Source organism: Bacteroidia bacterium, from assembly GCA_037045145.1.
In the GTDB taxonomy this organism is placed as follows: domain Bacteria; phylum Bacteroidota; class Bacteroidia; order AKYH767-A; family OLB10; genus OLB10.
In genome coordinates, this window is record JBAOIA010000011.1 from 1468076 (window position 1) to 1494987 (window position 26912).

The window sequence follows — 26912 nt, forward strand, 5'->3', positions numbered from 1 at the left end:
TTATTTTGATTTTGAATTTATCTGAATTATAATTCCTGCTTTGTATGAGCGCAAAGGCATTGGGCGATTACGCATTATCTCATAATTCTCGTCAAACAAGTTGTTGATTTTTAAGTAAAGCTGGAATTTTGTTTTTTGTGCAGAAAGACTACATGCAGCATAGAAGCTATGAAGCCAAAAAGGTTCTAAGTAATCTAGATTATCTGTTGTTGTATAGCGATAGCCGGAATACTGAACAGAATATTTTACAATCAGTTTTCCATACCCTATTGCTAAACTTCCATTACTGGAGTATAGGGGCACATAAATTAATTGCTTGCCAACAGAGGCATCATTTTCAAAGCGGGCTTTTTCGTTTGTGGCTTCAACATAATTTGTTGCAACCGTTAAGGCCATAAACCATTTTTTGTTATTATAGCGTAAGTTGGTTTTTGTTTCTATGCCTTTACTTTCTGTCACGTCAAGATTTTGTGCAGACCAATAACCATTTTCGGGCAACCAAATAATCTGATTTTTCATCATCCTGTTAAAGAGCGTGATTTCAGCCTTTGCAGTGATGTTTTTTGCAATACTAATTTCGTTTAGACAAAGGCCAATATCACCTGTTTTTCCGGTTTCTGGTTTTAGATTTTTATTTCCGCCTGGTTGCCAGTACAAATCATTGATAGTTGGATTCCGATAGACACTTGCAGCATTTAATTTTAAAGAAATGTTTTTGTACAATACAATTTCTCCTCCTGCATACCATGTAAATGGAACCTCCCTTTTGTCATTAAATTCTTTTCGCAGCGATACAAAGGGTTTAATTTTATTGTTAAAGAAATGTGCCGATTCACCCATAAAAAGTGCAAAATAGTTTAGCTGTGCTTCCTTTTTATACTCATCTGCAGATGCCGTTGTGTAATTGTTGCTTATGCCCACAAGTATTTCTCTGTGTTTACCCGCATGAAATTTATATTCTGCTTCTGCCAGCAATGATTTTGCTTTACTTGCTGCATTCATGTTCTTTAAACTGTCTGAAAAATGAATGCCCTGATTGAACCATGCAGCACGAACTGCTAACTGCCCCTTACGCAACTGCTGACGCCATTGCGAAGTGATTCTTAAATTGTCATCTTTCTGTGTGGCAACAGAAGTTTGATTGAGTAGCGGTGGAATTTGTTTGTTGTAATTATCAATCCAGGCAGCTATACTTAGAGTGCTATTTTTATTCAAGCGGTAAACAATTTCGCTTAACATACCTTTACCCTGTGTACGTGCATGTTTTTGTAATTGCTTTTCAAGTGTGACAGAATTTTGAAAACGAAAAGTGTTTGATGAATAGTCGTTAAATGCTTTAAGATTAAAAATCCATCTGTTGTTACTATAATTTGTTTTAAGCGATTGACGTACCCAGCCAGTACTACCGGCACCTATATTTATTTCTGCATCGAAGTCTTTATTAAAGATAGTTGAGGAATTCAATAAAACAGCACCACCAACAGAACCACTTCCCCATTGTGCACTACCACCACCATATTGCATGCTTATTTTGTCAGCAAAAAATTCAGGAATGACGGAAAAATCTGTCTGCCCCAACATGGGATTGTTGATGTTAAAGCCATTCCATATTACAGCAGTTTGAGAAGCATTACCACCTCTGATGGAAGAAGAAGTTAGCGAACCCGGTCCGTAATTTTTAATAATAACGCCACTTTCAGCTGAAAGAAGTTCACTTAACGATTCCGTATTGAATTGTTTCAGACTAATGCTGTCAATTTTTTCAAATCTTAATCCCGGTGTAGCATCTTGTTGTCGCAATGCTTCAATGTTAACTGCCTTAATGTAAAAAGTATCTGTTTGCGCCTTAATGCCGGAGCCTAGGATTGAAAAAATAAACAACAGATAATATCTATACATGTGTTTGCCTGGTTTTTTGTCAAGCATTTCTACATGCAGTGCAGTAAATAAAAAAGTGAGGAGTAATACAACTCGGGTTTTTAAGTTGTATCATTACAGACTTCTGCTTTTAATGCGAAAGCATGGTCAACGGCTGCAAAACAGCCTCAGTAAAGACAGATATCCTGGCTTGTAACTTTTATCTCTTTTCCTTCCTACAAAATTTTGCAGTGGATTCAATAGAGACAAGTTGATACGTTACACACAGTTGCGCTACAGCTCACGATTTTAACGTGATTCCCTTTTAAATCTTCCGTTTTTAACAGAAGAAATCTTTACCGGTTGAAATGAATGAAAGAACTTCCGGAGGCAAATATAAATAAAAAAATAAAAGGGCTTATTTGCTGAACAAACCACTGAGTTCGGCCTGAACGCGTTCAATAATCATTCCGAGATGTTCCTTATTTTCAGCAAAGTTGATTTCGTCAATATCAATAATCAGCAACTTGCCAAGTTCATAAGTTGAAATCCATGCCTCATAACGCTCATTAAGACGTTTAAGATAATCAATACGAATATTGTTTTCGTAGGGTCTTCCGCGTTTTTCAATCTGTTTTACCAAAGCCGGAACGGTACCACGCAAATAAATCATCAAATCAGGTGGTGATACAAAACTGTTCATCAACTCGAACAACTGCTGATAGTTTTGAAAATCGCGTGTTGTCATTAACCCCATAGCATGAAGGTTAGGAGCAAAAATATATGCGTCTTCGTAAATTGTTCTGTCCTGAATTATGGTTTTTGGATGCTTCTTTATTTTTAAAATTTGTTGAAAGCGGCTGTTCAAAAAATAAATCTGAAGATTGAACGACCAGCGTTGCATGTCATCATAAAAATCGTTCAGATAGGGATTGTCATTTACATCTTCGTAATGTGGTTCCCATTTAAACTGTTTTGACAATAAACTGGTGAGTGTGGTTTTTCCGGATCCAATATTTCCCGCTATTGCAATATGCATACAATTAAATCAATCTGGTTTTAAATATTATAGTTCTCAAAAAGTAGTGCGCTAAAGTAAAAAAAAATTCATTGACAAACGAAGCTACTTTAGTAATAGCCTGTATAATTGACGGTTTTAATCTTTTTTATAGTCCAGCTGAAATATTTTATTGTCAGAAAGCAGGTAAAAGCGGTTGTGATACCATTTTATACTGCTAATGTTATTTAACCCGGTTTTCAGTCTTGATGTTTCTAAATTCAGCTTAAAGTCAAAAAAAACAAGTTGATTATTTTCAGCATAAACCAACATGTTTTCGAGCAGCATAATACTCGATGCATGTTTTGCCTCAATACTTCTGACATAGCTTCCCAGTCGGTCAAAAATTAAAATCCCTGAGTTATTATTCAAACATGCCAGCCATTTATCGTTGGCACACATACTCGTTATAGTCAGCGCATTGTTTATTAATAATGCCAAAGGTTGTGTTTCTGCAATTTTCTGGAGTGTAAAATCGTATTTAAATAATTGTTGCTGCGAATGGTCGTAGCACCAAAACCCATCTGTTGAATTACAAACAGCTCTTATGTCATAGAAATTTTGTTCTCTTAAATTAATTACCGACTGTAAGGCTAATTTATTATCCAGGAAACTGATAATGGAAAATTCGTCAGCAAAAAGCATGATTCGCAATGGGTCAATTGCATCAACATAAGTAAAGCGATCCTGATTGTTGTTGCTGTAAGTAAGTAATATTTTCCCTATGGTGTCTGCCTTAAACACTATACTTTCTTTGATAATATAGAGGTTGCCAAGATTATCCATACTGAAGGCATCTGCACCATTCCAGATTTCATTGGTTTTATTGTTTTGCGCAAAAGTGCTGCAGCTAATAATTAGCATGAGTAATGTTACAATAGATTTCACGAAAGACTGTTTTGAACGTTTAATATTTCATCAACAAATTTACGATGATTGGCTAGGCGCGGCACTTTATGTTGTCCCCCAAGTTTGTTATTTTTTTCCATCCATATATAGAACGTGTTTTTAGGCATTTTATGTACAATGGGTTTGTTGAGTGTGATGTCTTTAAATCGTTTTGCCTCGTAATCTGAATTAACTTTTTTAAGCTCTTCGTCAAGGGCCATTGTAAACGCATCTAAGTTTTCAGGCTCTTGCGAAAATTCAATCAGCCACTCATGAGCTCCATTTTTATTGTTACTGAAATACACCGGTGCAGCAGTAAATTCACGCACAGTAGCACCTGTTCTTTTACCCGCTTCTGTTATGGCTTTCTCTGCATTGTCAATCACAAGCTCTTCTCCAAAAGCATTGATGAAATGTGCGGTGCGTCCACTGATTTTTATTCTGTAAGGATTGATGGATGTAAACTGTATCGTATCTCCGATTTTATAACGCCATAAACCTGCATTGGTGGTGATAACTAAAGCATATTGCTCTCCTGTTTGAACTTCAGAGAGTGTCAAAGTTTTCGGATTTTCCTCATGCCAGTGTTTTTGAGGAATAAACTCATAGTATATTCCATAGTCGAGCATCAGCAGCATTTCATCTGAATCATTTCTATCCTGAATGCCAAAAAAACCTTCGGAGGCATTGTAGGTTTCTAAATACTGAATACGTTTTCCGATAATTTGGTTGAACTGCTCTCTGTATGGTGTAAAATTTACTGCACCATGAACAAAAAGCTCTAAATCCGGCCACACTTCAGCAATTGTTTTCTTTCCTGTAATTTCAAGAATTCGTTTTAACAATACCAACGACCAGCTGGGTACTCCTGAAATGTTGGTCACATTCACTTTAATGGTTTCCTGTGCCATGCGCTCAATTTTTTCATCCCACTTATCCATCAGCGCAATATTCATTTCAGGTGTTCTCATTATCTGTACCCAGAATGGAAGATTCTGAATTAATATGGCAGAAAGATCACCGTAATACGATTCGTTATGAAATGAGTTTATGTTGTGACTGCCACCAAGAGAAAGCAGCTTGCCATTGAATAGGAGGGCATCAGGGTTGTTGTTAAAATAAATAGAAAGCAGGTCTTTTCCGCCTTTAAAATGACATTCTTCCAACGACTCCATACTAACGGGAATAAACTTACTTCTGTTTGAAGTTGTTCCTGATGATTTGGCAAACCATTTTATTTCTGATGGCCACAGAATATTTTGTTCGCCTTTCATAATTCTTTCTACCTGCGGTTGTAACTGATCGTAGGTAACTATTGGCACACGCTCGCTAAAAGTCTTAAAATTGTCAATTGATTGATAGTCGAAATGCTCGCCCCACTGCGTATGCTCCGCTGTTGAAATAAGTTTTCGAAGCAACTCTTCCTGAACCTCACATGGATATTTCATGAAAAGCTCAATCTGATGCAGGCGCTTTTTAATTATCCATCCCAATATTGAATTCAGTATTGCCATATACAGTGCTTTGCGAACAGGAAGATAAGAAAAATCCTGAAACTTCCGTTCTGCAAATTTAATTCTTAGGTTTAATCAAATCTAATCATTTATTAATTTCTTTCAGAAATGTTTGATGTATTTTCGTTCCATGCAAAAAGCAACAATAGACTTTAAATTAATAAAGTTGGAGCACAATGGTTATCATCCTGTATGTATAGTCAATATAAATCACAAAGAAGCATTAATGGTTATTGATACAGGTGCTTCGCATACAGTGCTTGACATAAAGCAGGCATTACGGTTTCTTCCTGAAAAAAAAATAAAGCATTCTGAAGTTAAATCGTCAGGACTTGGCACCAACGAGATGATGAGTGCATTTGCCACATTAGATTATTTTATAATGGGCGATTTGGTTTTGCGCAGACGGAAAACCATCATTCTCGATCTGACACACATCAACCATGCCTATGCAGCAATGCATTTGCCATTGATTGATGGAGTAATAGGTTGTGACATTCTGAAAAAGTATAAGGCAACCATCAGTTTTTCTACTAAAAAACTTGTAATTACCATCTGACTTCTTTATATTAAAAGCCTTAAAAACAACGTTAATAACTTACGCTGCTTTGTTAAAAAAAACGTGCATTTCCACACTGTTTTTATGAGAAAGCAGCCTTTATTTTTTGTAAATTTGAAAAATAATAAAAAACGACAGTTTACGAAAAGTTATGAGTGATCAAACAGTAGAAAATTTAGCTGAAATGGAAGTTAAAAATACTTATTCGGCCGACAGCATTCAGGTATTGGAAGGGCTGGAGGCAGTAAGGAAACGCCCTGCCATGTACATTGGCGATGTTGGTGTAAAAGGATTGCACCATCTGGTTTATGAAGTGGTTGACAATTCAATTGACGAAGCCCTTGCCGGACATTGCAAAAACATCAGTGTTACTATTGGAGAAGATAATTCAATTACTGTTAAAGATGATGGTAGAGGTATTCCTACCGAAATGCACAGCAAAGAAAAGAAGTCAGCACTTGAAGTTGCTATGACAGTGCTTCATGCTGGAGGTAAGTTTGATAAAGATTCCTATAAAGTTTCCGGTGGTTTGCATGGTGTGGGTGTTTCGTGCGTAAATGCATTGAGCACACACATGCGCACAGAAGTACACCGCAACGGAAAAATATATGTGCAGGAATACAGTATCGGAAAGCCGCTTTATTCTGTAAAAGAAATTGGGACTACAGACTACAGAGGCACCATTCAAACCTTCAAGCCTGATGAAACAATTTTCATCACCACAATTTACAACTACGACACGCTTGCTTCCCGCCTGCGCGAATTATCTTATCTCAACAAAGGCATCAGTATCACTTTGACCGACATGCGTGAAAAAGATGAGCAGGGTAATGTCCGATCAGACGAATTTTTAAGTGAGTTGGGCTTGCGCGAATTTGTTGAGTACATTGATGCCAACCGAGAAAAGCTCATTCCGGAATGTATGTTTTTTGAAAGCGATAAGTTTGGAATTCCAATTGAAGTGGCCATGCAGTACAACACTTCATTTTCAGAAAATATCCACTCCTATGTGAACAATATCAACACACATGAGGGCGGCACACACCTTTCCGGCTTCAGACGTGCACTAACACGCACACTAAAGGCCTATGCCGAGAAAGAAGGCATGCTTGCTAAATTAAAGTTTGATATTGACGGTGACGATTTCAGAGAAGGATTGACAGCCGTTGTATCTGTAAAAGTTGCAGAGCCACAGTTTGAAGGACAGACTAAAACCAAGTTAGGCAACAATGAGGTTATGGGTTACGTAGATCAGGCTGTTGGCGATATGCTTGTGCACTACCTTGAAATGCATCCACGCGAAGCAAAGGCCATTGTCAATAAAGTAATACTTGCAGCCACTGCACGCCATGCAGCACGCAAGGCACGTGAGTTGGTGCAACGCAAAAACGTACTCACAGGAACAGGACTTCCCGGCAAACTGGCAGACTGTTCTGAGCGCGACCCCGGCCGCTGCGAACTGTTCCTAGTAGAGGGAGATTCTGCCGGTGGAACAGCCAAACAAGGTCGCGACAGAAATTTCCAAGCCATACTACCACTACGAGGAAAAATCCTCAACGTAGAAAAAGCTATGGAATATAAAATATACGAAAACGAAGAGATAAGAAATATTTTTACTGCTCTTGGCATCTATCGTGACGACAAACAAGAAGGCCGCCCACTCATTCTCGACAAGCTGCGTTATCATAAAATCGTAATCATGACCGATGCCGATGTTGACGGTAGTCACATCACCACACTCATCCTCACTTTCTTCTTCCGCCACATGAAAGAACTTATAGAGCAGGGATATATATACATTGCAACACCACCGCTCTATCTTGTGAAAAAAGGTAAGGAAGAGCGTTACTGCTGGACAGACGAAGAGCGCATTGCCATTGTTAAAGAACTGGCTGGCGAAAAAGAAAGTAGCGTAAACATACAGCGCTACAAAGGTCTTGGTGAAATGAATGCCGAACAATTGTGGTCAACCACCATGGATCCATCAAGCCGCACCTTGCGACAGGTTACCATAGAAAGTGCTGCAGAAGCCGACCACGTTTTCAGTATGCTTATGGGCGATGAAGTGCCACCACGCAGAGAGTTCATTGAACGCAATGCTAAATATGCGAAAGTAGATGTATAACAAATTTTAAGCATTATTAAAAGCTGCCTCACAAAGGCAGCTTTTTTTGTATGTGGTAATTTATTAATTAGCCTTTGTATGTTATCAATTCAATGAATCTGTAAACTTTTATGGGACGAGACACCGGCTTTAATTCTACGACTTCCTCAGCAACATTCACTCGTTTTCAGTTATAGCGTAGGACGGTAAACGTATAAACTTATTGTGGCATTGGTCACAAAACAAATGATGTCTAATTATAGATTCATCTTTAATGCTCACTTAACATATTTTGCCACATCCTTAAATAAATACTGACCATCAAAAATTTTTATCAGCTTATGGTAATTGTCATAAAATACAATTTGAGGAAGGATTTTATTGGTGTATATAGCAGCAATTAATTCGCCCTTGTTGGTGCCGATTGTACCAAAAACAGGATCGTCTTTTGCTTTAGTACGAGCTACAAATGATGCCATTTGATCTTTATGCCTCTCTTCTGCCACCAATACCACCTGTGTAGTTTTAAAGTCGTTTCTGATTGTTTTCAGAGAGTCTAAAAAAAGCTCGCAGTGCTCACATTCCGGACTAAAAATCATAATCATAACAGGTTTGCCTTTTGTCAGTTGCTCATTAGTTAATGTGCCTCCGGTAGTTTTTGTAATGATAAAGTTCGGTATCGGGGCACCTGCATTGGTGTAAGACATCCTTTTTGCGGCACCTGCCTGCTGCGCCATTCCGCTAATTGAAAAAAGTGTAGCTGTTAATAGTAACAAATAATTTTTCATCATATTGTTTATTTAAATGCAAGTTTAAAATTTAAAAAGCTTGAAAGCGGTTTTAAAATTACAGTTTTTTCAAATACAGAATAAATTTTTGACTTGAAATTCAGGTGGCATTGACGAAGCATCAAATTTTAACCTTGCCTTACTGCAATTAAAAATGCATTTGCTGTTAACAGTTTTTATAACCTGAGTTTGTTTAATAAAAAAGCTGCCTTTTAGAGGCAGCTCACAAGGCAATTGTTTCTTGCCTTTATTATTTAATCAACTTTTAAGTTTAGTAGCTTCTCACAACCTGATGTGCCTGGCCATTTGCACTTGTCCAGTTGAGTTTGTATCCGTAAGGACAACCACTTGTCTGTGTATTACCTTGCTGATCTACACCAAAGGTTACAGTAAGTTCACGAACCACACCATGATGAACTCTAACACCACTCATTGCATTGTAGTTGCAGTCGGAACTCAGCACTATTGGTGAGTCAACAGAAACAAAGAATGTATTGCCGGCACGGTTTACTCCCCAAACAGATACATTTGAAAATCCGCCCTGAGATGCATTGCCTGTAATACTGATGGTGGTGACATTGTTGGTTCTTTCAATAAGCCTGTTGCGGTCAAAATTCCATGATCTTGTTGTGCCATTATCAAACGTTACCATTGTAGTGCCGGTTGCATGATGTAGTATTGGAGTAGCAAATGTTGGAGTGTTATCAATCAATCCGCCATTTACATTTGTGATGGTACGTGTTGAGTTTATGGTTATTGATTTTCCACTGCTGACATTTGTAATTTCAACATTATTCATCGTTAATGATAATTGACATCCGGCAGTACTCCATGGTGTAACGGTGTTGGTATTTGCATCATAAGGCAGTTGGATTATCATTGTTCCTGTGCGGTTGCGTGTGCCATTACAATTTAGCCCGTTAAATGTAACGGTAACTTTTCCCTGACTGATTAAAGAAGTATCAATAGTAGTATTACATGGTACAACAAGTCCATTATAAATTCCCATAAAATTTATTCCTCTTAAACGCGGATGCATTGCAATAATACGGTTGGCATCATCAAGTTCTTCATTGTCTGATGCAGCAATACGTGCTTCATCATCGGCAGTCACTTGTTGTGTTGTTTGTTCGTCCAATAAATCTTCTGATTTATCTTTTTTGCAGGCTGCCATTAAATTGATTCCGGCAGCAAGGCTTAGCATTAAAATACTCTTTTTCATTTTTCTATTTTTTATTGATTTGTAATTATGACAACAGAAAATGAATTGGGTTTAATCAGGCCGATATATTTTTTTAAGGAGACTGTTTATCTGACTATTTATTATGGAAAAATTTTTCAATCAGGTATTTTTAATGAATATACGGAAAGAAGGGTGTCGTTTTCTAAATTGTCGTATTCATATTTTAACCCCAAGGTAGTAAGTAGCTTTATAGATTTAATATTGTCAGGCTTTGTAACGCCAAGAATTTTAGGATAAACTTTGGCTTCAATGAGTATATCAAGATAACACCTGCTTGCTTCAAATGCATAGCCCTGATCATTATTTTGTGGTAAAAAGGCAAATCCAAAATCAGGAAATTCCTGTTTTTCCCGGTTCAATAATGTTATAGTACCAATAGGTTTTCTAGCCGACTTAAGTTCTACAATGTGATAGAAGTAGCCCGGATGTTTCAAAATATTTTCAATATATTTTAAAGCATCGTTATGATTATGGATATTTCTTTCACCGATAAATTCTTTCCATCCATCTGTGTTTAGCAGCTCAATTATAAATGAAGTATCATTGGTATTGAGCGGACGTAAATGTAGTCTTTCTGTTTCTTTATCTATGAACATGAAAATAAAATTGCCTGAAATTGTTTAATACAAATGCCATTCGCAGACACAAAATTATAAAACAATTTGAGGCAACTTAATAATATGGAATTACGAAATGTTAAGAAAATTATTCTGTAACTTTTCTAACCCTTACTTTCCATTCTTCAGGACCTTTTATAATATATTCCCATTTAAAAGGTGTTTCACTTTCTGCTTCCATTTGATAGTAGAGTGGAAGTGGGTCATGATCGTTAATAAATTCAAATGCTTCACCGGGATTTATAGCTGCGAAGGCATCATAAAACATTTCATGTCTTGTTGCCGGAGGAAATGGCCTCAGGTCAAATTCTTCAACAACGGAAAATCCATCATCACCTAAGCCACTGCTTGTAGTCTTTGTTATGTGCACAACCACCTCACCAGCTACTTGCTTTTTATAAATCCAACGATGTTTCCCTTCAAACTTTTGAATAAAAATGCCATGTATTTCTTTCGGATCTTCGGCAGCAATAATCTCCATTGTATTGCCTGGCTCCATCATGCCATAACGATGAAATACGATTTGTTTCCAATCAGCAATTGCAACTTTTCTTAAATCCAATAATGTGGAGATGTCAGTAAATTCTCTGCCTTGCGAAGCTTCTGTTCGGGTGACTTTAACTTTCCATTCTCTTCCACCCTTGTTTATATATTCCCAACCTACTACGTCACCATATATAGATCGAAACTCATAATAGAGCGGTATGGGGTCATGATCGTTAATAAATGTAAAGCTTTCGCCTACGGGAAGTTCTTTAAAAAGCTGAATCAGTTTTTTATGCCTTTCAATCGGAACAAGCACTCGCATGTCCATTTCTTCTGTTGTTTTGTCGTTTATCATAATAAAAGTATTTAAATACTTGCAAAAGTAGGATTTGATTCACTTGTTGAATGTAAAAGTCCTGTCACAAATAGATTTTTTTGATTTTCTGAAAGAACATCGCTGAGCAACAGGCAGAAAAGTTTTAAAATATGATTCGGGTCATATTACAACAGGTTTTATGGGTTTAGCTTTGCGACTTTTGAAAGAGAGATTATAATAATGGTTATTTCGCAGCTTATTCAGCCCAAAAGCATTGCAGTGATTGGTGCTTCGGATAATACCACCAAACCCGGTGGTATGGTATTAAAAAATCTTATTAATGGAAAATTTGAAGGAAAAATATTTGCAGTAAATCCTAAACCTGTAAATTCTGAAGGAGTAACCTATGTTGCCGAATTAGGCAATTTAGAAACTGTTGATCTGGCAATTATTGCTATCCCGGCAAGTCAATGTTTAGATATGGTTAGAACATTGCTGAAAAATGGTACAAAAGCATTTATTGTTTTTTCTGCTGGTTTTTCGGAGGCAGGCGAGCAAGGAATACAACTTGAAAAAGAGCTTGTGGATATGGTGAATAAAGCAGGTGGTACTTTAATAGGACCTAATTGTGTTGGCATCATTAGCAAAGCATACAAAGGTGTGTTTACAACACCTGTGCCAGAGTACGATTCGCAAGGATGTGAGTTGATTTCTAGTTCCGGTGCAACAGCCGTTTTTATTATGGAGTCTGCTTTGCTTACCGGATTAAGATTTTCTAATGTTTATTCGATAGGAAATGCAGCACAGACTGGCGTTGAAGAAATTCTCGAATATCTTGATGTGAATTTTGATGAACATAAAAGTCCAAAAGTTCAACTGCTGTATCTTGAACAGGTAAAGAAACCTTTTAAGTTTTTAAAACATACAACATCACTCATTCAAAAAGGTTGTCGCATTGCGGCAATCAAATCAGGCTATTCAGAAGCCGGTGGTAGAGCGGCATCATCACATACCGGTGCATTAGCCACATCAGATAATGTTATTCGTGCCTTGTTTCGTAAGGCGGGCGTGGTGTATTGCAGCAGCAGAGATGAGTTAATAGCCGTAGGAAGTGTTTTTCAGTCTAAAGAACTAAGAGGTGAAAATATTGCAATAATCACTCATGCAGGAGGCTCTGCTGTTATGCTTACCGATGCACTTACTTCAAATGGATTAAGTGTTCCGCAATTTGATCCGGATAAGACAGCACCATTGTTGTCAAAACTTAATCCCGGATCGTCTGTAAATAATCCAATAGATTTTTTAGCAACAGGAACCGCAAAACATCTTGGAGAGATAATTGATTTTTGTGATGGTTATGATGTTGTTGATGCCATGGTTGTAGTTTTTGGCAGCCCCGGTTTGTTTAATGTAAAAGATGTTTATGAGTTACTTGATAAAAAAATGAGCACTTGCACTAAACCAATTTATCCGGTATTGCCATCGCTGATTAATGCAGAGAAAGAAATTAAGCAGTTTTTATCAGGAAATAGAGTTAACTTTCCTGATGAAGTAAACCTTGGAAAAGCATTAGCTCATGTATTTACTTCAACAAAATATCGTTTCGAGAAAACTACTTTGCCTGAGATGGATATTGTGTCTATTCGATCTATCATCAATACAGCTCAGAATGGATATCTTGATGCACAGACAAATCAGGAGTTGCTTGCTGCAGCCGGTATTTTGCTTGCCGAACAGTTAATTATTTCAGACAAGAGTCAGCTCGGAAATATTAAAAGCAAAATAAAATTTCCTGTTGCAATGAAAGTAATAGGGCCTGTACATAAAACAGAAGTCAATGGGGTAATGTTGAACATTAATGATATTGAACAGACTGTAAAAGCATTCGAAAAGCTCATTACAATTCCTGATGCATCTGCAGTTTTAGTTCAGGAAATGGTTAAAGGAGAAGAGTTATATTGTGGTGCTGTAAGACAAGGAGATTTTGGACATGTTGTATTATGCGGCCTTGGTGGTGTATTTTTGGAATTACTTCAGGACACAGCTTCTGCATTGGCACCAATGTCTTATGGCGAAGTAAAATCAATGGTTGAATCGCTAAAAGCTTATCCGCTTATCAAAGGCTATAGAAATAAAAAAGGTTTGCATGAGGGAAAATTTATTGAAATTATAATGCGTATTGGAGCACTAGTTCATATTGCACCAGAAATAAGTGAACTGGATTTGAATCCGATTAAGGCCGATGAAAACAACATGATAGTTGTTGATGCAAGAATTTGTATTGATAAAAACGGTAAGTAATTTATCCCGAATTTCTGAAAGCACTTAAATATTTATTGATGTAGTTTAATTTTTCTTTCAGTTTATATTGTTGTATAAATCTTGGATGATCCAGAACAATCATTTTTTTAAACAGATGGGCCTCATTGTTTATTTCCCTGATGAACAGAGCGTTTTTCTTGCCTAGAATAAAAACTTCAGAAGTAATCAACCCCAGACTGATATGTTTTTTTAATGTTTCAATTATGTAGTCTTTAAGTTTAAGAAACAATACAGCATCATCATAGTAGTTTGCATTAAGCCATGTGTTGTCTTTCTTGCGAACAATAGCTAAGGGAAATGGGGAGTTGATATAGAAATCATTATAAAACAATTTAACACCACCATAAGCTTCAATCATGTCGTACATAAAGACAGAAGAAACTTCATGCGTATGTGAGGATTGCATTTTTATTTTACATACACTTTCCAAACGTTTCGTGTCGGTGAAAGGGACACCGGTAATCCCTGCGCCATGCCTGCTCGGATTTATACCTATAATGAATTTCCTTTTTTTATTGTCGTTATAATATTTTTTATAAAACTGTTGCATGACAATTGTAGTTTCAGGATTATCTTTAAAAGGATTAAGTACATCAAAACCATCAGGTAAGTTGCCTGTGTAAACTAAATTTTTATTGAATGCTATTACGCTGTCTGCAAAAGTGGTTTTCACTAGTTGTAATCTTTAAAATGACATGTTATGGAAACTTATAAACGCAGATTGTCATTGTTATCCATATCCCAAAAGGGATTGAATGCAACTTCAAAAAGATAGCCATCCAAATCTTTAAAATAGCCACTGTAGCCACCCCAATAGACTTTTTGTGCGGGTTTTACTATTGTGCCGCCAATTGAAGCAACTTTTTTAAGAATGTCATCAACTTCTTTTTCAGAATGAGTATTGTGTGATATTGTTAGCCCATAAAATCCTGATGATTGATATTGAAGTGTTGCATCATCAGCAAGGTCTTTCAATGGATGTAGTGCCAACACAATACCACCCAGTTGAAACAAGGCAAGTTCATCCATGCTTTTGTTTGATTTTTTCCAGCCAAGACCTTTCTCGTAAAAGTCAAGAGATTTATTAAAATCTTTAACTCCTAAAGTTATCAAGTTTAATTTCTGCCGCATTACTATTAACTTTTTTATTTAAGGCTCACTTATGGGTCAAACTTAGTGATACTTTTAAAGAAATCTGAAAATTTGGTTGTGAAATTGAAAAGTTTTTTACATTTGGGTAACTTTTTGTTCGTTATAGACGTCATATATTTAACTTAAAAGTTGTAATCATGAGAAAGTTCCGCATTCTTTATTCTATTCTGCCCCTTATCTTTTTTTATAGTTTGTCATTTGCCGGTGGTCAGGCCGAAATCAAACAACATTCCTCACAGGGGCATTTAAAGTCTGAAAATTATAAGCCTGATGAATTGTGCGATGTTCATCATGTTAAAGTTTTTTTCAGCGTTGCTAAAGATGGTTTGGTAAAAGTTTCAAGTATAGGTACTCGTAATGCCCATTTGCGGCAATACATTTTGAAAAAACTTGCCAGGTTGAACTTTAAAGGAATGCATGTTGAAGGCAATTACAGTGTCACACTTAGTTTTGATTTGGGAGATAAGTGTACCTAATCAGTTTTATTGTTTTAATGATACTTTTATAGCATAGCTGATATTTGTATCTGAGAAAGGCAAAATATTTTCTTTCTTTGACCTGTAGATGGATGCTATATATTTAGATTATAATGCTACCACGCCTGTAGAAGAACGGGTATTGGAAAAAATGCTTCCTTATTTTTCTCAAAAATTCGGAAATGCAGCAAGCAACACACATGCTTTTGGCTGGATGGCTAAAGAAGCAGTGGAAATAGCTCGTGAAAAAGCAAGCGCGCTTATTGGATGTGAACCTGGTGAGTTGTATTTTACCTCAGGAGCCACAGAAGGAATAAACCTTATTATAAAAGGGGTGTATGAAAGTTATTCAAATAAAGGAAGACACATTATAACCTATGCTACGGAGCATAAAGCTGTGCTTGATACCTGTAAGTATTTACAGACTGTTGGTGCAGATATAGAAATTTTACCGGTTGAAAGAGATGGATTGCCAGACCTTGATTTACTTAAAAAATCTTTGCGTACAGATACCATTTTAGTAGTGGCCATGTTTGCAAATAATGAAACAGGTGTTTTATTTCCCATAGCTGAAATAGGCGAGATGTGCAGAAGCCATGATGTAAAATTTTTTTCTGATACAACTCAAGCAGCAGGCAAAGTTTTATTTGATGTCAAAGAAAGCAGTATTGATTGTTGTGTGATGTCTGCACATAAAATGTACGGCCCCAAAGGTGTTGGAGTTGTTTATATCAGCCGTAGAAATCCAAGGGTTTCTGTCCAAGCGCAAATGCATGGTGGTGGTCATGAAGGTGGTTTACGCTCCGGAACATTGAATGTTCCGGGAATTGTAGGTCTTGGTGAAGCATGTCATATTGCAGAGAAAGAAATGTGGGATAATGGGATTTTAATGTCATCACTTCGTACAAAGCTTGAACAGCAATTGGAGGCAGATAAAAGTGTGATTATAAACGGTAATATAAAGAATCGTTTGAATAATACAACAAATCTCACTTTCAAAACAATTAAGAGCGAAGATCTTATTAAAGAAATCAGGCCTATAGCAGTTGCAGCCGGCTCCGCATGTACTGCGGCATTGCCACAGCCGTCACATGTATTGTTAGCTATGGGGCTGTCAGAAAAAGAAGCTTATAACTCTGTGCGGTTTAGCCTCGGAAAATATACTAATGCACAGGATATTGATATAACAGTTGAAAAAATCAGTAATATAATATCTTCAAAAAGATGAATGAAGACAAACGCCTTTTCTTGCTCGATGCATATGCATTAATTTATCGTGCATATTTTGCATTCAGTAAGACCCCTCTCGTTAACAGCAAAGGACAGAATGTGTCTGCCGTTAGTGGATTTACTTCAACGCTTTTTGACTTGATGAAAAGAGAAAAGCCTACACATATTGCCGTAGTGTTTGATGCAGCTGCAGAAACTACACGTGCCGCTGAACATAGTTTTTACAAGGCAAACCGACAAGAAATGCCGGAGGACATACAGACAGCAGTTCCGTATATCAAAGAAATCATCAAAGCTTTTCATATTCCTATTTTGGAATATGATGGCTATGAGGCCGATGATATTATTGGTACCATGGCTAAACAAAAGGAAGTGGAGGGTTATACTGTTTACATGGTAACACCGGATAAGGACTATGCGCAGTTGGTGTCACCCAATGTTTTTATATATAAGCCCGGACGTTTAGGTAACGATATTGAAATATTGGGAGTGAAAGAAATTCAGGAAAAGTGGGAAGTAGAGAGCCCCCTGCAAGTAATTGATATTTTGGGTATGTGGGGTGATGCTGTTGATAATATACCAGGTATTCCTGGTGTAGGAGAGAAAACGGCTAAAAAGTTAATTAAAGAATATGGCAGCATGGAGAATGTGATTGCCAATGCAGAAAATATTAAAGGTAAACTGGGCGAGAACATCCGTAACAATGTGGAGCAAGCCAGAATCTCAAAACAATTGGCAACAATTATTCTTGATGTTCCGGTTGAAGTTAATGATGATGATTTATTGATGTCCATACCTGACAAAGAAAAATTGTCACAGCTTTTTACGGAACTTGAATTCAGGTCATTAGGGAAAAGAATTCTAGGAGAGGATTTTTCTGTCAACAGAGAAATAAAAACTACAACAACTGCGTCAATACAGACAAGTTTGTTTGATGATGAGAATGTAAGTAGCGAGAGTGAAGTTGTCAGAGGAAAGAATATTCAAAATACACCTCATTCCTATACCCTGATAGAAAGTGATGAGGCTATTGATGATTTGGTTGCAGCGTTACTTAAGCAGACTGAGATTTGTTTTGATACAGAAACATCATCGTTGGATTACTTTTCATTAAGTATTGTAGGCTTGTCTTTTTCGTTCAACAGCGGAACAGGTTATTATATTCCATGCCCCGAAGACTATGATAAAGCAAGAGCCATTTGTCATAAATTTAAGCCTGTGCTTGAACATGATTCAATATTGAAAATAGGACAAAACTTAAAGTTTGACATGCTTGTGTTGAAGCGGTACGGTGTTGAGGTGAAGGCTCCTTTGTATGATACAATGATTGCGCACTATCTGGTTGAGCCTGATATGAAACACGGTATGGATTATCTGAGTGAAACCTATCTTGGTTACACGCCTGTTCATATTGAAGAACTAATTGGAAAGAAAGGAAAGAATCAGGGAAGCATGCGTGATGTGCCGATTAATAAAATTGCTGAGTATGCAGCAGAAGATGCAGACATAACATTTCAGTTAAAACAAGTGCTGGCTCCTATGGTAGAGAAGCATGAGGTTACCGGTGTTTTGAAAGATATTGAGCTTCCATTGATTCCTGTTTTGGCAGATATGGAATATGAAGGTGTAAAGATAGATGTAGATTATCTGAATGCATATTCTAAAGAATTAGAACAGGATATGTTGATGTATCGTTCGGCTATTTTTGAAATTGCCGGATTGGAATTTAATCTTGATTCACCCCGGCAGATGGGTGATGTACTATTTGGACATCTGAAACTTCCCGTAGATAAAAAAACGGCAACAGGGCAACATTCTACCAATGAAGAAGTGTTGAGCAAATTGGCGCAGGATTATCCAATTGCTGAGAAGATTCTAGAATATCGTGAACTGACAAAATTAAAATCAACTTATGTAGATGCATTACCGCAAATGGTTAATGTTAAAACAGGTCGTGTACACACCACATTCAATCAAACTATTGCTTCAACAGGAAGGTTAAGTTCTATCGGACCCAATCTTCAAAACATACCTATTCGGACAGAGCGTGGACAGCGTGTTCGTAAAGCATTTATTGCTCGTGATAGCGAGCACATTTTATTGTCAGCAGATTATTCACAGATAGAATTACGACTTGCAGCAGAAATAAGTGGAGATGAAAATATGCTTGAAGCATTCAGGCAGCGACTTGACATCCATCAGGCTACGGCAGCACGCGTTTATAATGTAGCTCTTGCTGATGTAACCAAAGAAATGCGAAGCAAAGCGAAGATGGTTAACTTCGGAATTATTTATGCTATTTCAGCATTTGGTTTATCTCAGCGACTGGGCATTCCGAGAAAGGAGGCGGCTGAATTGATTGAAAATTATTTTGTTCAGTATCCAAAACTTCGTAATTATATGAGCGATACATTAGAGTTTGCCCGACATCATGGTTATGTTAAAACACTAATGGGAAGAAGGCGATATCTGAAGGATATTAATTCAAGAAATTTTACGGTTCGTGGTTTTGCGGAACGCGAAGCAATTAACTCGCCTTTACAGGGAAGTGCTGCCGATTTGGTGAAGCTGGCTATGATTCATATTCATGAGGAATTTAAGAGGCAAAATCTTAAATCTAAAATGACACTTCAGGTGCATGACGAATTAGTTTTCGATACTCATAAAGATGAGGTAGATTTGGTTAAACCCATCATTAGAGAAAAGATGATTCAGGCAATTAAAACTAATGTACCACTTGAAGTAGAAATTGGAATTGGCTACAATTGGCTGCATGCGCATTAAATACTTGCAGAATTAAATAGTTATTCGTACTTTTGGTTTACCAAAAAGCCAAATAATGAAAATTTTAAACTATCTGTGTACTGTATTTGCCTTGCTCCTATGGATAAATACAGAAGCACAATTGACTGTAACATCGGGTAATCCGGCTACAGCCATCGTAGATACTCTTGTTGGTACAGGTGTATCTGTAAGTAATGTTACCTATACCGGTAATGCAAGTTCCAAAGGTACTTTCCGCTGTACTGGTGGATGTAATCTAGGGATTTCCAGAGGGGTTTTTCTTTCAACAGGTAATGCAGGACAGACACCAACTTCGCCACCTTCCGACTTCCATAGCAGTGATATGAGTGCATCGGGTGATGCACAATTAAATTTAATTGTATCACCAAACCTGACACAAGATGCTGCTGTGCTTGAGTTTGATTTTACCCCGGCAGCAGACAGTATTGGATTTAAGTTTGTCTTCGCCTCTGAAGAGTATAATGACTATGTGAACACTGCCTTTAATGATGTTTTTGCTTTTTATATTTCAGGCCCCGGCATACCGGGAAGTCCTAAGAATTTAGCACTCATTCCTGGAACTTCAATTCCTGTTTCCATCAATAATGTAAATAACGGATATAGTGCAGGTGCAGCAACTGGACCTTGTAATCATTGTACTTATTTTGTAGATAATGTGCCTAATGGCGGTACTGCCAACTTTTTTGATGGTTTTACAACTGTAATTTCTGCAGGAATAAAAGTAATGCCATGTCAGACCTATCATATGAAATTTGCAATTGCAGACGTGAATGATGGTGTTTTTGATTCAGGTGTTTTTTTAGAAGCAAAAAGTTTTTCCAGTATTGGTAATGTAGGCATAGTAGCAAATGGTGTTCAAATTGTACAAAATCTTGATACAGTTTATGCATGTGATGGCGATTCTGTTGTATTGACCGCATCGCCTGCAGGTAGTTATAATTGGAATAATGGTCAAACTACACAGACTATTGTTGTTACACAGGCTAACATTACTCCATCAGGAGTTTATCAATATGCAGTTTTAAATAGTTCACCTGCATGTTTTGCATCAAGCAAACAAGTCAAAGTGATTTTTGTGATACCAACGGCAACGATAACACCATTGGGCTCAACTGCATTATGTCCGGGAGGCTCTGTTGTTTTACAGGCTAACCCGGGAAGCAGTTACTTATGGAGTAATGGAGCAACTTCAGATTCTATAGTAGTTTCTGCTGCTGGAACATATACCGTCACTGTTACGCAGTTTGGTAATTGTTCTGCTGTTTCAACTCCCGTAATAGTAACGCAGTCTGCTCCTGCTGCAGCCATTAATGGGGTGTTAACTATTTGCTCAGGAAACAATACAACACTTACAGCAACAGCTGGCACATCTTATCAATGGTCAACGGGTGCAAGTACGCAATCAATTTCTGTTGGTACAAGTAACGTTTATACCGTTACCGTTACATATTCAGGTGGATGTACAGCAACGGCCTCAGTGAATGTTACTGCCAACACTAATCCTGTTCCATCAATAACAGGCAACAACAGTATTTGCCAGGGGCAAAGCAGTACAATCAATGCAGGCAGCTATTCCGGATATTCATGGTCAACAGGAGCAACCACGGCAACTATCAATGTAAATACTGCAGGAAATTATACTGTGACCGTTACCGATGCCAATGGCTGCACAGGTACAGCATCATTTAATCTTGCAGTGAATGCCAATCCAACACCAACAATCACCGGAGTGACTTCATTTTGTGCAGGCGGAAATTCAACACTCAATGCAGGTGGCGGCTATACAAATTATTTGTGGAGTGGAGGTGCAACTACACAAACTATCAATGTCACCGCAGCCGGCAATTACGCAGTAACGGTTACCAATGCAGCAGGATGTACTGCATCAACAAATAAAGTGATTACAGTAAATGCATTGCCGGTGCCATCTGTGACAGGTGCTTTGGCATTCTGTGCAGGTAAAAACACTTCGCTGACAGTGCCGGGAAGCTACACTTCATATCAGTGGTCAACAGGTGCAACAACATCAAACATTACAGTCAGCACTGCTTCAACTTTTACAGTTACTGTTACAGATGCAAATGGTTGTACGGGCAGTAAATCTGCAACAACAACTATTAATGCAAACCCTGTTCCATCAATAACAGGCAACAACAGTATTTGTCAGGGGCAAAGCAGTACAATCAATGCAGGCAGCTATTCCGGATATTCATGGTCAACAGGAGCAACCACGGCAACTATAAATGTAAATACTACAGGAAATTATTCTGTTACCGTTACTGATGCCAATGGTTGCACAGGTACAGCATCATTTAATCTTGCAGTGAATGCCATTCCGGCACCAACAATCACCGGAGTGACTTCATTTTGTGCAGGCGGAAACTCAACACTCAATGCAGGTGGCGGCTATACAAATTATTTGTGGAGTGGAGGTGCAACAACACAAACTATCAATGTCACCGTAGCCGGCAATTACGCAGTAACGGTTACCAATGCAGCAGGATGTACTGCAACAACAAATAAAGTGATTACAGTAAATGCATTGCCGGTGCCATCTGTGACAGGTGCTCTGGCATTCTGTGCAGGTAAAAACACTTCGCTGACAGTGCCGGGAAGCTACACTTCATATCAGTGGTCAACAGGTGCAACAACATCAAACATTACAGTCAGCACTGCTTCAACTTTTACGGTTACTGTTACAGATGCAAATGGTTGTACGGGCAGTAAATCTGCAACAACAACCATCAACACTAATCCTGTTCCATCAATAACAGGCAACAACAGTATTTGTCAGGGGCAAAGCAGTACAATCAATGCAGGCAGCTATGCCGGATATTCATGGTCAACAGGAGCAACCACGGCAACTATCAATGTAAATACTTCAGGAAATTATTCTGTGACCGTTACTGATGCCAATGGTTGCACAGGTACAACATCATTTAATCTTGCAGTGAATGCCATTCCGGCACCAACAATCACCGGAGTGACTTCATTTTGTGCAGGCGGAAACTCAACACTCAATGCAGGTGGCGGCTATACAAATTATTTGTGGAGTGGAGGTGCAACAACACAAACTATCAATGTCACCGCAGCCGGCAATTACGCAGTAACCGTTACCAATGCAGCAGGATGTACTGCAACAACAAATAAGGTGATTACAGTAAATGCATTGCCGGTGCCGGTCATTAGTGGATTGGCAGGTATATGTCCCGGTGCCAGTGCAAACCTTGCGACTGGAAGTTTTGCTTCCTACCTTTGGTCGAATGGAAATACAACTTCTTCAATTACTACCAGCGTTTCTGGTAACTACACTGTAACAGTAACCGATATCAACGGATGTATAGGGTCATCAAATTACAACTTACTTGCTTTCCAGAACCCTGTTCCTGTTATCAGCGGTACTGCAGCAATCTGTCAGAATCAAAGTTCAGTATTAGATGCAGGAAGTTTTGCCTCATGGCAATGGTCAACAGGTGCTGTATCACAAACAATATCAGTAAATCAGTCAGGAACATATTCTGTTACAGTAACCAACGTTGATGGTTGTGTTGCTTCAACTTCGTTTAATGTAGTTGTGAATCCAATTCCTGTTCCGGTAATTTCCGGTACATCAGCATTTTGTTCGGGCAACTCTTCAGTGTTTAATACCGGTGGTGGCAGCTTTGCTTCTTATCAATGGAATACTTCTGCAACTACCAGTGCAATTACAGTAACAGCAGCAGGAAATTATGTAGTAACCGTTACCGATGCTAATGGATGTACGGCTTCAACCAGTCAGGCAGCTACAGTGTGGAATCTTCCAACTCCCGTAATTACCGGCAACAGTGCAATTTGCAGTGGCACACAAACTACTTTATCAGCAGGGAATTATTCAACCTTTCAATGGTCAACAGGCGCAACTACAGATTCTATCTCTGTATCAAATAGTGCAAACTATATTGTAACAGTAACTGATGTTAACGGATGCACCGGAATTTCAGCTCCATTTGCATTGACGATAAATCAATTACCTTCTGCAATAATTTCAGGAACAGCAGCTATATGTATTGGACAATCAACAGCACTGCAATTTCAGTTTACCGGAACAGCACCTTATAGTTATCGTTATAGTGATGGTACAAGTGTATCACCTATTATGAATAGCAACAATACAACAGCACAAATTTTAGTGAGCCCCGGAATAACTACAGATTACACACTAACACAAATAAGTGATGTAAATTGTACAGGTAGTGTTTCAGGAGTAGCAAGAGTAGTAGTTAATCCATTGCCACAACCAATTATTTCAGGTTCTGCCGGAGAGTGTGAGGGCATAACAGCCACACTTACTACAGGAAACTTTGCAGCATATTTATGGTCAACCGGAGCAACTTCGCAATCTATATCTATTAATACTTCCGGAAGCTATGTGTGCACAGTAACTTCCACAGCAGGATGTAAAGCTTCTACCAGTCATAATTTTGAGTCATATCCACTGCCTATAGTTTCTTTTACCAACGACATTAGTCTGACTTGTGAGTTGCCAATTATTAATTTCACCAACACTTCGCAATATCAGTTAGGGTCAGTTTTTGAATGGAATATTGATAATGTCATTTACACTATGCAAAATGCTACACATCAGTTTTCCGGTTCAGGAAATTATCCCGTTTCTTTAACTATTACTACGCTTAACAATTGTGTGGCAGAAGCCATAAGAAATGTAAATATTACGGTATTTCCATTGCCGCAAGCATTATATTCAGTAAATCCTGAAAATGCACCATTGTTTAACTCCGAAGTGACATTTGCTGATGGTTCTGCAAATGCCGTAAGCTGGTTATGGGATTTTGGTGATGGTGATACATCTAGCTTACAGAATGTAAGTCACTTTTATGCCGACCCCGGAAAGTACAATGCAAAACTTTATGTTACTAATGTTGCAGGCTGTATAGATTCATCAGCCCGTGAAATTTTTATCACGCCATTTTACATTCCTAATGCGTTTACACCTAATGGTGATGGTCGGAATGAAACATTTTTTGATCCCGGATATGCAACTAATGTTCAGGATTTATCAATGAATATCTATAACCGCTGGGGACAATTAGTTTACACTAGCGATAACCTCAGTACAACATGGGATGGCACTGATTCGAAAGGTAACCTTGCGCCACAAGGAGTATATATTTATGCACTGAAAGTAACAACTTACAGCGGTAAACATTATGATTATACGGGAAGTGTTACACTTCTTCGATAGATGGCTTAGCCGAATACACTTTTAAGTATATCATTGATTCGTGCTGCTGGATCTTTTCTGATTTTCAGTTCTTCTGCAGCAATAAGTTTAAAAAGACCTTCTATTGCTTTGTCAGTTACATATTGATTCAGGTCAGGATTGACTTTTTTTACCAATGGAATTTTATTATAAGTTGACATCAGCGGATTCCAGTATTGAGTTATTTTAACTTTATTGAGCGAACTTTGTACAATTGGCTTGAACGCTGCAATGAGTGCGGCATTTGATGTAGCTTTTAGAAATTGTGTTGCGGCATCGTTTCCTCCTCTTAAAATGGTTAGTCCATCATTGATGGTAATGTGTTGAATGGAATTAAGAAAAATTGGTGCTGCCGATTTTGCTGCATCTTCTGCTGCACGATTTAATGTTTTAACGAATTTGTCAACTTCTTTATCCATACCCATACCTCTTAACGTACTTTCAACATCACGCACCTCTCGTGGAAAAGGAATTTTAATAAGCGGATTTTTATAGAAGCCATCAAGCTTGGATGCAGAAGCTGTGGAATTGTTGGTGCCAACTTTTAGTGCTTCTCTTAGACCACTAATAATGTCATTATTTGCCAAACCTTCACCTTGATTTGATGGTGTAGTATTCGTTGCTTTAAAAATCTTTTTCTGTGCATAAGTTTGCTGCCATAGAAACACTAACGCAATTAAAAGAAACCTTTTCATAATCTATTTTTTTAGAATTTTGTTTTTTAATTCAAACATATTGCCAAATCGGTATTGTTTTGATTTATGTTTGAATATTTAATCTAAAATTAATCCGGCAAAATTAACCATATTATTTTAAGATTGTAGAAAAATGATTTATACTGAACTAATCAACATAGGTGATGAATTGCTCATTGGGCAGATTCAAAATACTAATGCAACCTGGATTGGACAACAACTCAGTCTTTCCGGTTATTGGCTGCGACAAATTACAACCATTGGAGATGATGAACAGGAAATTATAGATGCATTAGATGCTGCAAAAAGTCGTGCACAAATTATTCTCATTACAGGTGGATTGGGGCCTACAAAAGATGATTTAACAAAAGATGTGTTGTGCAAATACTTTAAAACATATCTTGTGTTTGACAAACAGGCATATAGTGATATTGAAAATATTTTTCATGCAAGAGGCAAGGTAGTTACAGAAACGAACAAACGCCAGGCTGAATTGCCGGCAAGTTGTGTGCCTGTTTACAATAAGAATGGAACTGCTCCCGGAATGTGGTTCAATGATGGCAAACAAGTTTTTGTGAGTATGCCGGGTGTGCCATTTGAAATGCAGGCAATGATGCAGAATGATGTCATGCCTAAATTAAAGCAGCAATTTGAGGCAATGCCTTTAATACATAAGACTATTCAAACGCAAGGTATTGGTGAGAGTAATTTATCGGATTTGATTGCATCGTGGGAGAATGACTTGCCTGCATATTTAAAATTAGCCTATCTGCCTGCCGCAGGAATGGTTCGTTTACGACTTACGGGTAAAGGTGTTAAAGATTTGGAGCAGGAAATGAATGTGCGTATAGATAAACTCAAAGAGCTAATAGCACCCTACTTATTCGGTTATGATGATGATACAATTCAACTTGTTGTAGGAAAACTTTTAACTGAAAAGAAAAAAACACTTGCAGTTGCAGAGAGTTGTACAGGAGGTTTTCTATCGCACCTTATTACCTCTATACCCGGAAGTTCAACTTACTTTATGGGAGGCACTGTGTGTTATAGCAATGCTTCAAAAATGAGTCAGTTGCAAGTAAGCGCGCAAACGTTGAAAGAATATGGTGCAGTCAGTGAGGCTGTTGCAGTTGAAATGGCAATAGGAGCCAGGAAGGCGTATAACACAGATTTTGCTTTGAGTACAACGGGAATTGCAGGACCCGATGGAGGAAGTGCAGAAAAACCGATTGGCCTTGTGTGGATTGGTGTAGCTACAGAAAATACTTGTTTTGCGAAAAAGTTTTTATTGGGTACAAACCGTCAGCGAATTATTCAGGTAGCTGCAGATACAGCGCTAAATATGCTCAGAAAGAAAATAAATGAGCATAATTGAGGAATATATTTGCAGATAAGGACAAAGTGATTACTTTTGCACCCTCAAAATAACAATGCGGGGTGGAGCAGGGGTAGCTCGTTGGGCTCATAACCCAAAGGTCGTTGGTTCGAATCCAGCCCCCGCTACAAAGAGAAAGGCCGGATCGGAAGATTCGGTTCTTTTGTT

19 protein-coding genes, 1 tRNA gene and 1 riboswitch are annotated in these 26912 nt (G+C 37.9%); of the genes, 9 read left to right on the forward strand and 11 right to left on the reverse strand.

What is annotated here, in order from left to right:
- From V9G42_07395 to V9G42_07410, 4 genes are all read right to left on the reverse strand, one after another.
- Complete coding sequence (locus V9G42_07395) at positions 1-1926, reverse strand: TonB-dependent receptor (GenBank protein ID MEI2759235.1); 1926 nt, start codon at positions 1924-1926, stop codon at positions 1-3.
- 109 nt (positions 1927-2035) lie between these two features.
- A riboswitch (cobalamin riboswitch) is annotated at positions 2036-2230 on the reverse strand.
- 45 nt (positions 2231-2275) lie between these two features.
- The gene (locus V9G42_07400; GenBank protein ID MEI2759236.1) at positions 2276-2896 is read right to left on the reverse strand and encodes a deoxynucleoside kinase; all 621 of its coding nucleotides are present in this window, start codon (positions 2894-2896) and stop codon (positions 2276-2278) included.
- Between the two features lie 117 nt (positions 2897-3013).
- Positions 3014-3802, reverse strand: coding sequence for a hypothetical protein (locus tag V9G42_07405; GenBank protein MEI2759237.1), 789 nt, complete (start codon positions 3800-3802; stop codon positions 3014-3016).
- Complete coding sequence (locus V9G42_07410; protein ID MEI2759238.1) at positions 3799-5316, reverse strand: GH3 auxin-responsive promoter family protein; 1518 nt, start codon at positions 5314-5316, stop codon at positions 3799-3801. The genes V9G42_07405 and V9G42_07410 overlap by 4 nt, the downstream gene beginning before the upstream one ends.
- 130 nt (positions 5317-5446) lie before the next feature.
- Between V9G42_07410 and V9G42_07415 the strand changes: the two genes are divergently transcribed.
- Both V9G42_07415 and gyrB read left to right on the forward strand, forming a co-directional pair.
- Complete coding sequence (locus tag V9G42_07415) at positions 5447-5875, forward strand: aspartyl protease family protein (GenBank protein MEI2759239.1); 429 nt, start codon at positions 5447-5449, stop codon at positions 5873-5875.
- A gap of 151 nt (positions 5876-6026) precedes the next feature.
- A complete protein-coding gene (gene gyrB, locus V9G42_07420; GenBank protein ID MEI2759240.1) occupies positions 6027-8000 on the forward strand; it encodes a DNA topoisomerase (ATP-hydrolyzing) subunit B in 1974 nt (657 codons plus the stop codon).
- Positions 8001-8257: 257 nt separating this feature from the next.
- On the opposite strand, the gene V9G42_07425 is transcribed toward gyrB, so the two are convergent.
- The 4 genes from V9G42_07425 to V9G42_07440 form a co-directional block, all read right to left on the reverse strand.
- Positions 8258-8770, reverse strand: coding sequence for a redoxin domain-containing protein (locus V9G42_07425; GenBank protein ID MEI2759241.1), 513 nt, complete (start codon positions 8768-8770; stop codon positions 8258-8260).
- Between the two features lie 268 nt (positions 8771-9038).
- Entirely contained in the window at positions 9039-9989 is a 951-nt protein-coding gene (locus V9G42_07430) for a hypothetical protein (GenBank protein ID MEI2759242.1), read from the reverse strand.
- Positions 9990-10105: 116 nt separating this feature from the next.
- Entirely contained in the window at positions 10106-10606 is a 501-nt protein-coding gene (locus V9G42_07435) for a GNAT family N-acetyltransferase (protein MEI2759243.1), read from the reverse strand.
- 109 nt (positions 10607-10715) lie between these two features.
- Complete coding sequence (locus V9G42_07440) at positions 10716-11468, reverse strand: DUF2249 domain-containing protein (GenBank protein ID MEI2759244.1); 753 nt, start codon at positions 11466-11468, stop codon at positions 10716-10718.
- Between the two features lie 201 nt (positions 11469-11669).
- Here V9G42_07440 and V9G42_07445 point away from each other — a divergent pair, with 201 nt between their 5' ends.
- A complete protein-coding gene (locus tag V9G42_07445; GenBank protein ID MEI2759245.1) occupies positions 11670-13730 on the forward strand; it encodes an acetate--CoA ligase family protein in 2061 nt (686 codons plus the stop codon).
- A 1-nt stretch (position 13731) separates the two neighbouring features.
- Here the strand turns inward: V9G42_07445 and V9G42_07450 are convergent, their stop codons facing one another.
- Positions 13732-14424 (reverse strand): SMUG2 DNA glycosylase family protein, encoded by a 693-nt coding sequence (locus V9G42_07450; protein ID MEI2759246.1) that lies wholly within the window; start codon positions 14422-14424, stop codon positions 13732-13734.
- Between the two features lie 35 nt (positions 14425-14459).
- On the reverse strand, positions 14460-14882 hold the full coding sequence (locus V9G42_07455; protein MEI2759247.1) for a VOC family protein: 423 nt from the start codon (positions 14880-14882) through the stop codon (positions 14460-14462).
- Between the two features lie 158 nt (positions 14883-15040).
- Between V9G42_07455 and V9G42_07460 the strand changes: the two genes are divergently transcribed.
- The 4 genes from V9G42_07460 to V9G42_07475 all read left to right on the forward strand — a co-directional run bounded on the left by V9G42_07460 (position 15041) and on the right by V9G42_07475 (position 24656).
- Positions 15041-15379 (forward strand): hypothetical protein, encoded by a 339-nt coding sequence (locus tag V9G42_07460; protein MEI2759248.1) that lies wholly within the window; start codon positions 15041-15043, stop codon positions 15377-15379.
- 88 nt (positions 15380-15467) lie between these two features.
- On the forward strand, positions 15468-16607 hold the full coding sequence (locus V9G42_07465) for a cysteine desulfurase family protein (protein ID MEI2759249.1): 1140 nt from the start codon (positions 15468-15470) through the stop codon (positions 16605-16607).
- The gene (polA, locus tag V9G42_07470) at positions 16604-19393 is read left to right on the forward strand and encodes a DNA polymerase I (GenBank protein MEI2759250.1); all 2790 of its coding nucleotides are present in this window, start codon (positions 16604-16606) and stop codon (positions 19391-19393) included. The genes V9G42_07465 and polA overlap by 4 nt, the downstream gene beginning before the upstream one ends.
- A gap of 55 nt (positions 19394-19448) precedes the next feature.
- On the forward strand, positions 19449-24656 hold the full coding sequence (locus V9G42_07475) for a choice-of-anchor L domain-containing protein (GenBank protein ID MEI2759251.1): 5208 nt from the start codon (positions 19449-19451) through the stop codon (positions 24654-24656).
- A gap of 5 nt (positions 24657-24661) precedes the next feature.
- On the opposite strand, the gene V9G42_07480 is transcribed toward V9G42_07475, so the two are convergent.
- Positions 24662-25369 carry a DUF4197 domain-containing protein gene (locus tag V9G42_07480; GenBank protein ID MEI2759252.1) on the reverse strand — a complete coding sequence of 236 codons (708 nt, stop codon included), beginning with the start codon at positions 25367-25369 and terminating at the stop codon, positions 24662-24664.
- 133 nt (positions 25370-25502) lie between these two features.
- Between V9G42_07480 and V9G42_07485 the strand changes: the two genes are divergently transcribed.
- Positions 25503-26744, forward strand: a complete 1242-nt coding sequence (locus V9G42_07485; GenBank protein MEI2759253.1) for a competence/damage-inducible protein A — start codon at positions 25503-25505, stop codon at positions 26742-26744.
- A 56-nt stretch (positions 26745-26800) separates the two neighbouring features.
- A tRNA-Met gene (locus tag V9G42_07490) sits at positions 26801-26872 on the forward strand.
- Positions 26873-26912: the final 40 nt, after the last annotated feature.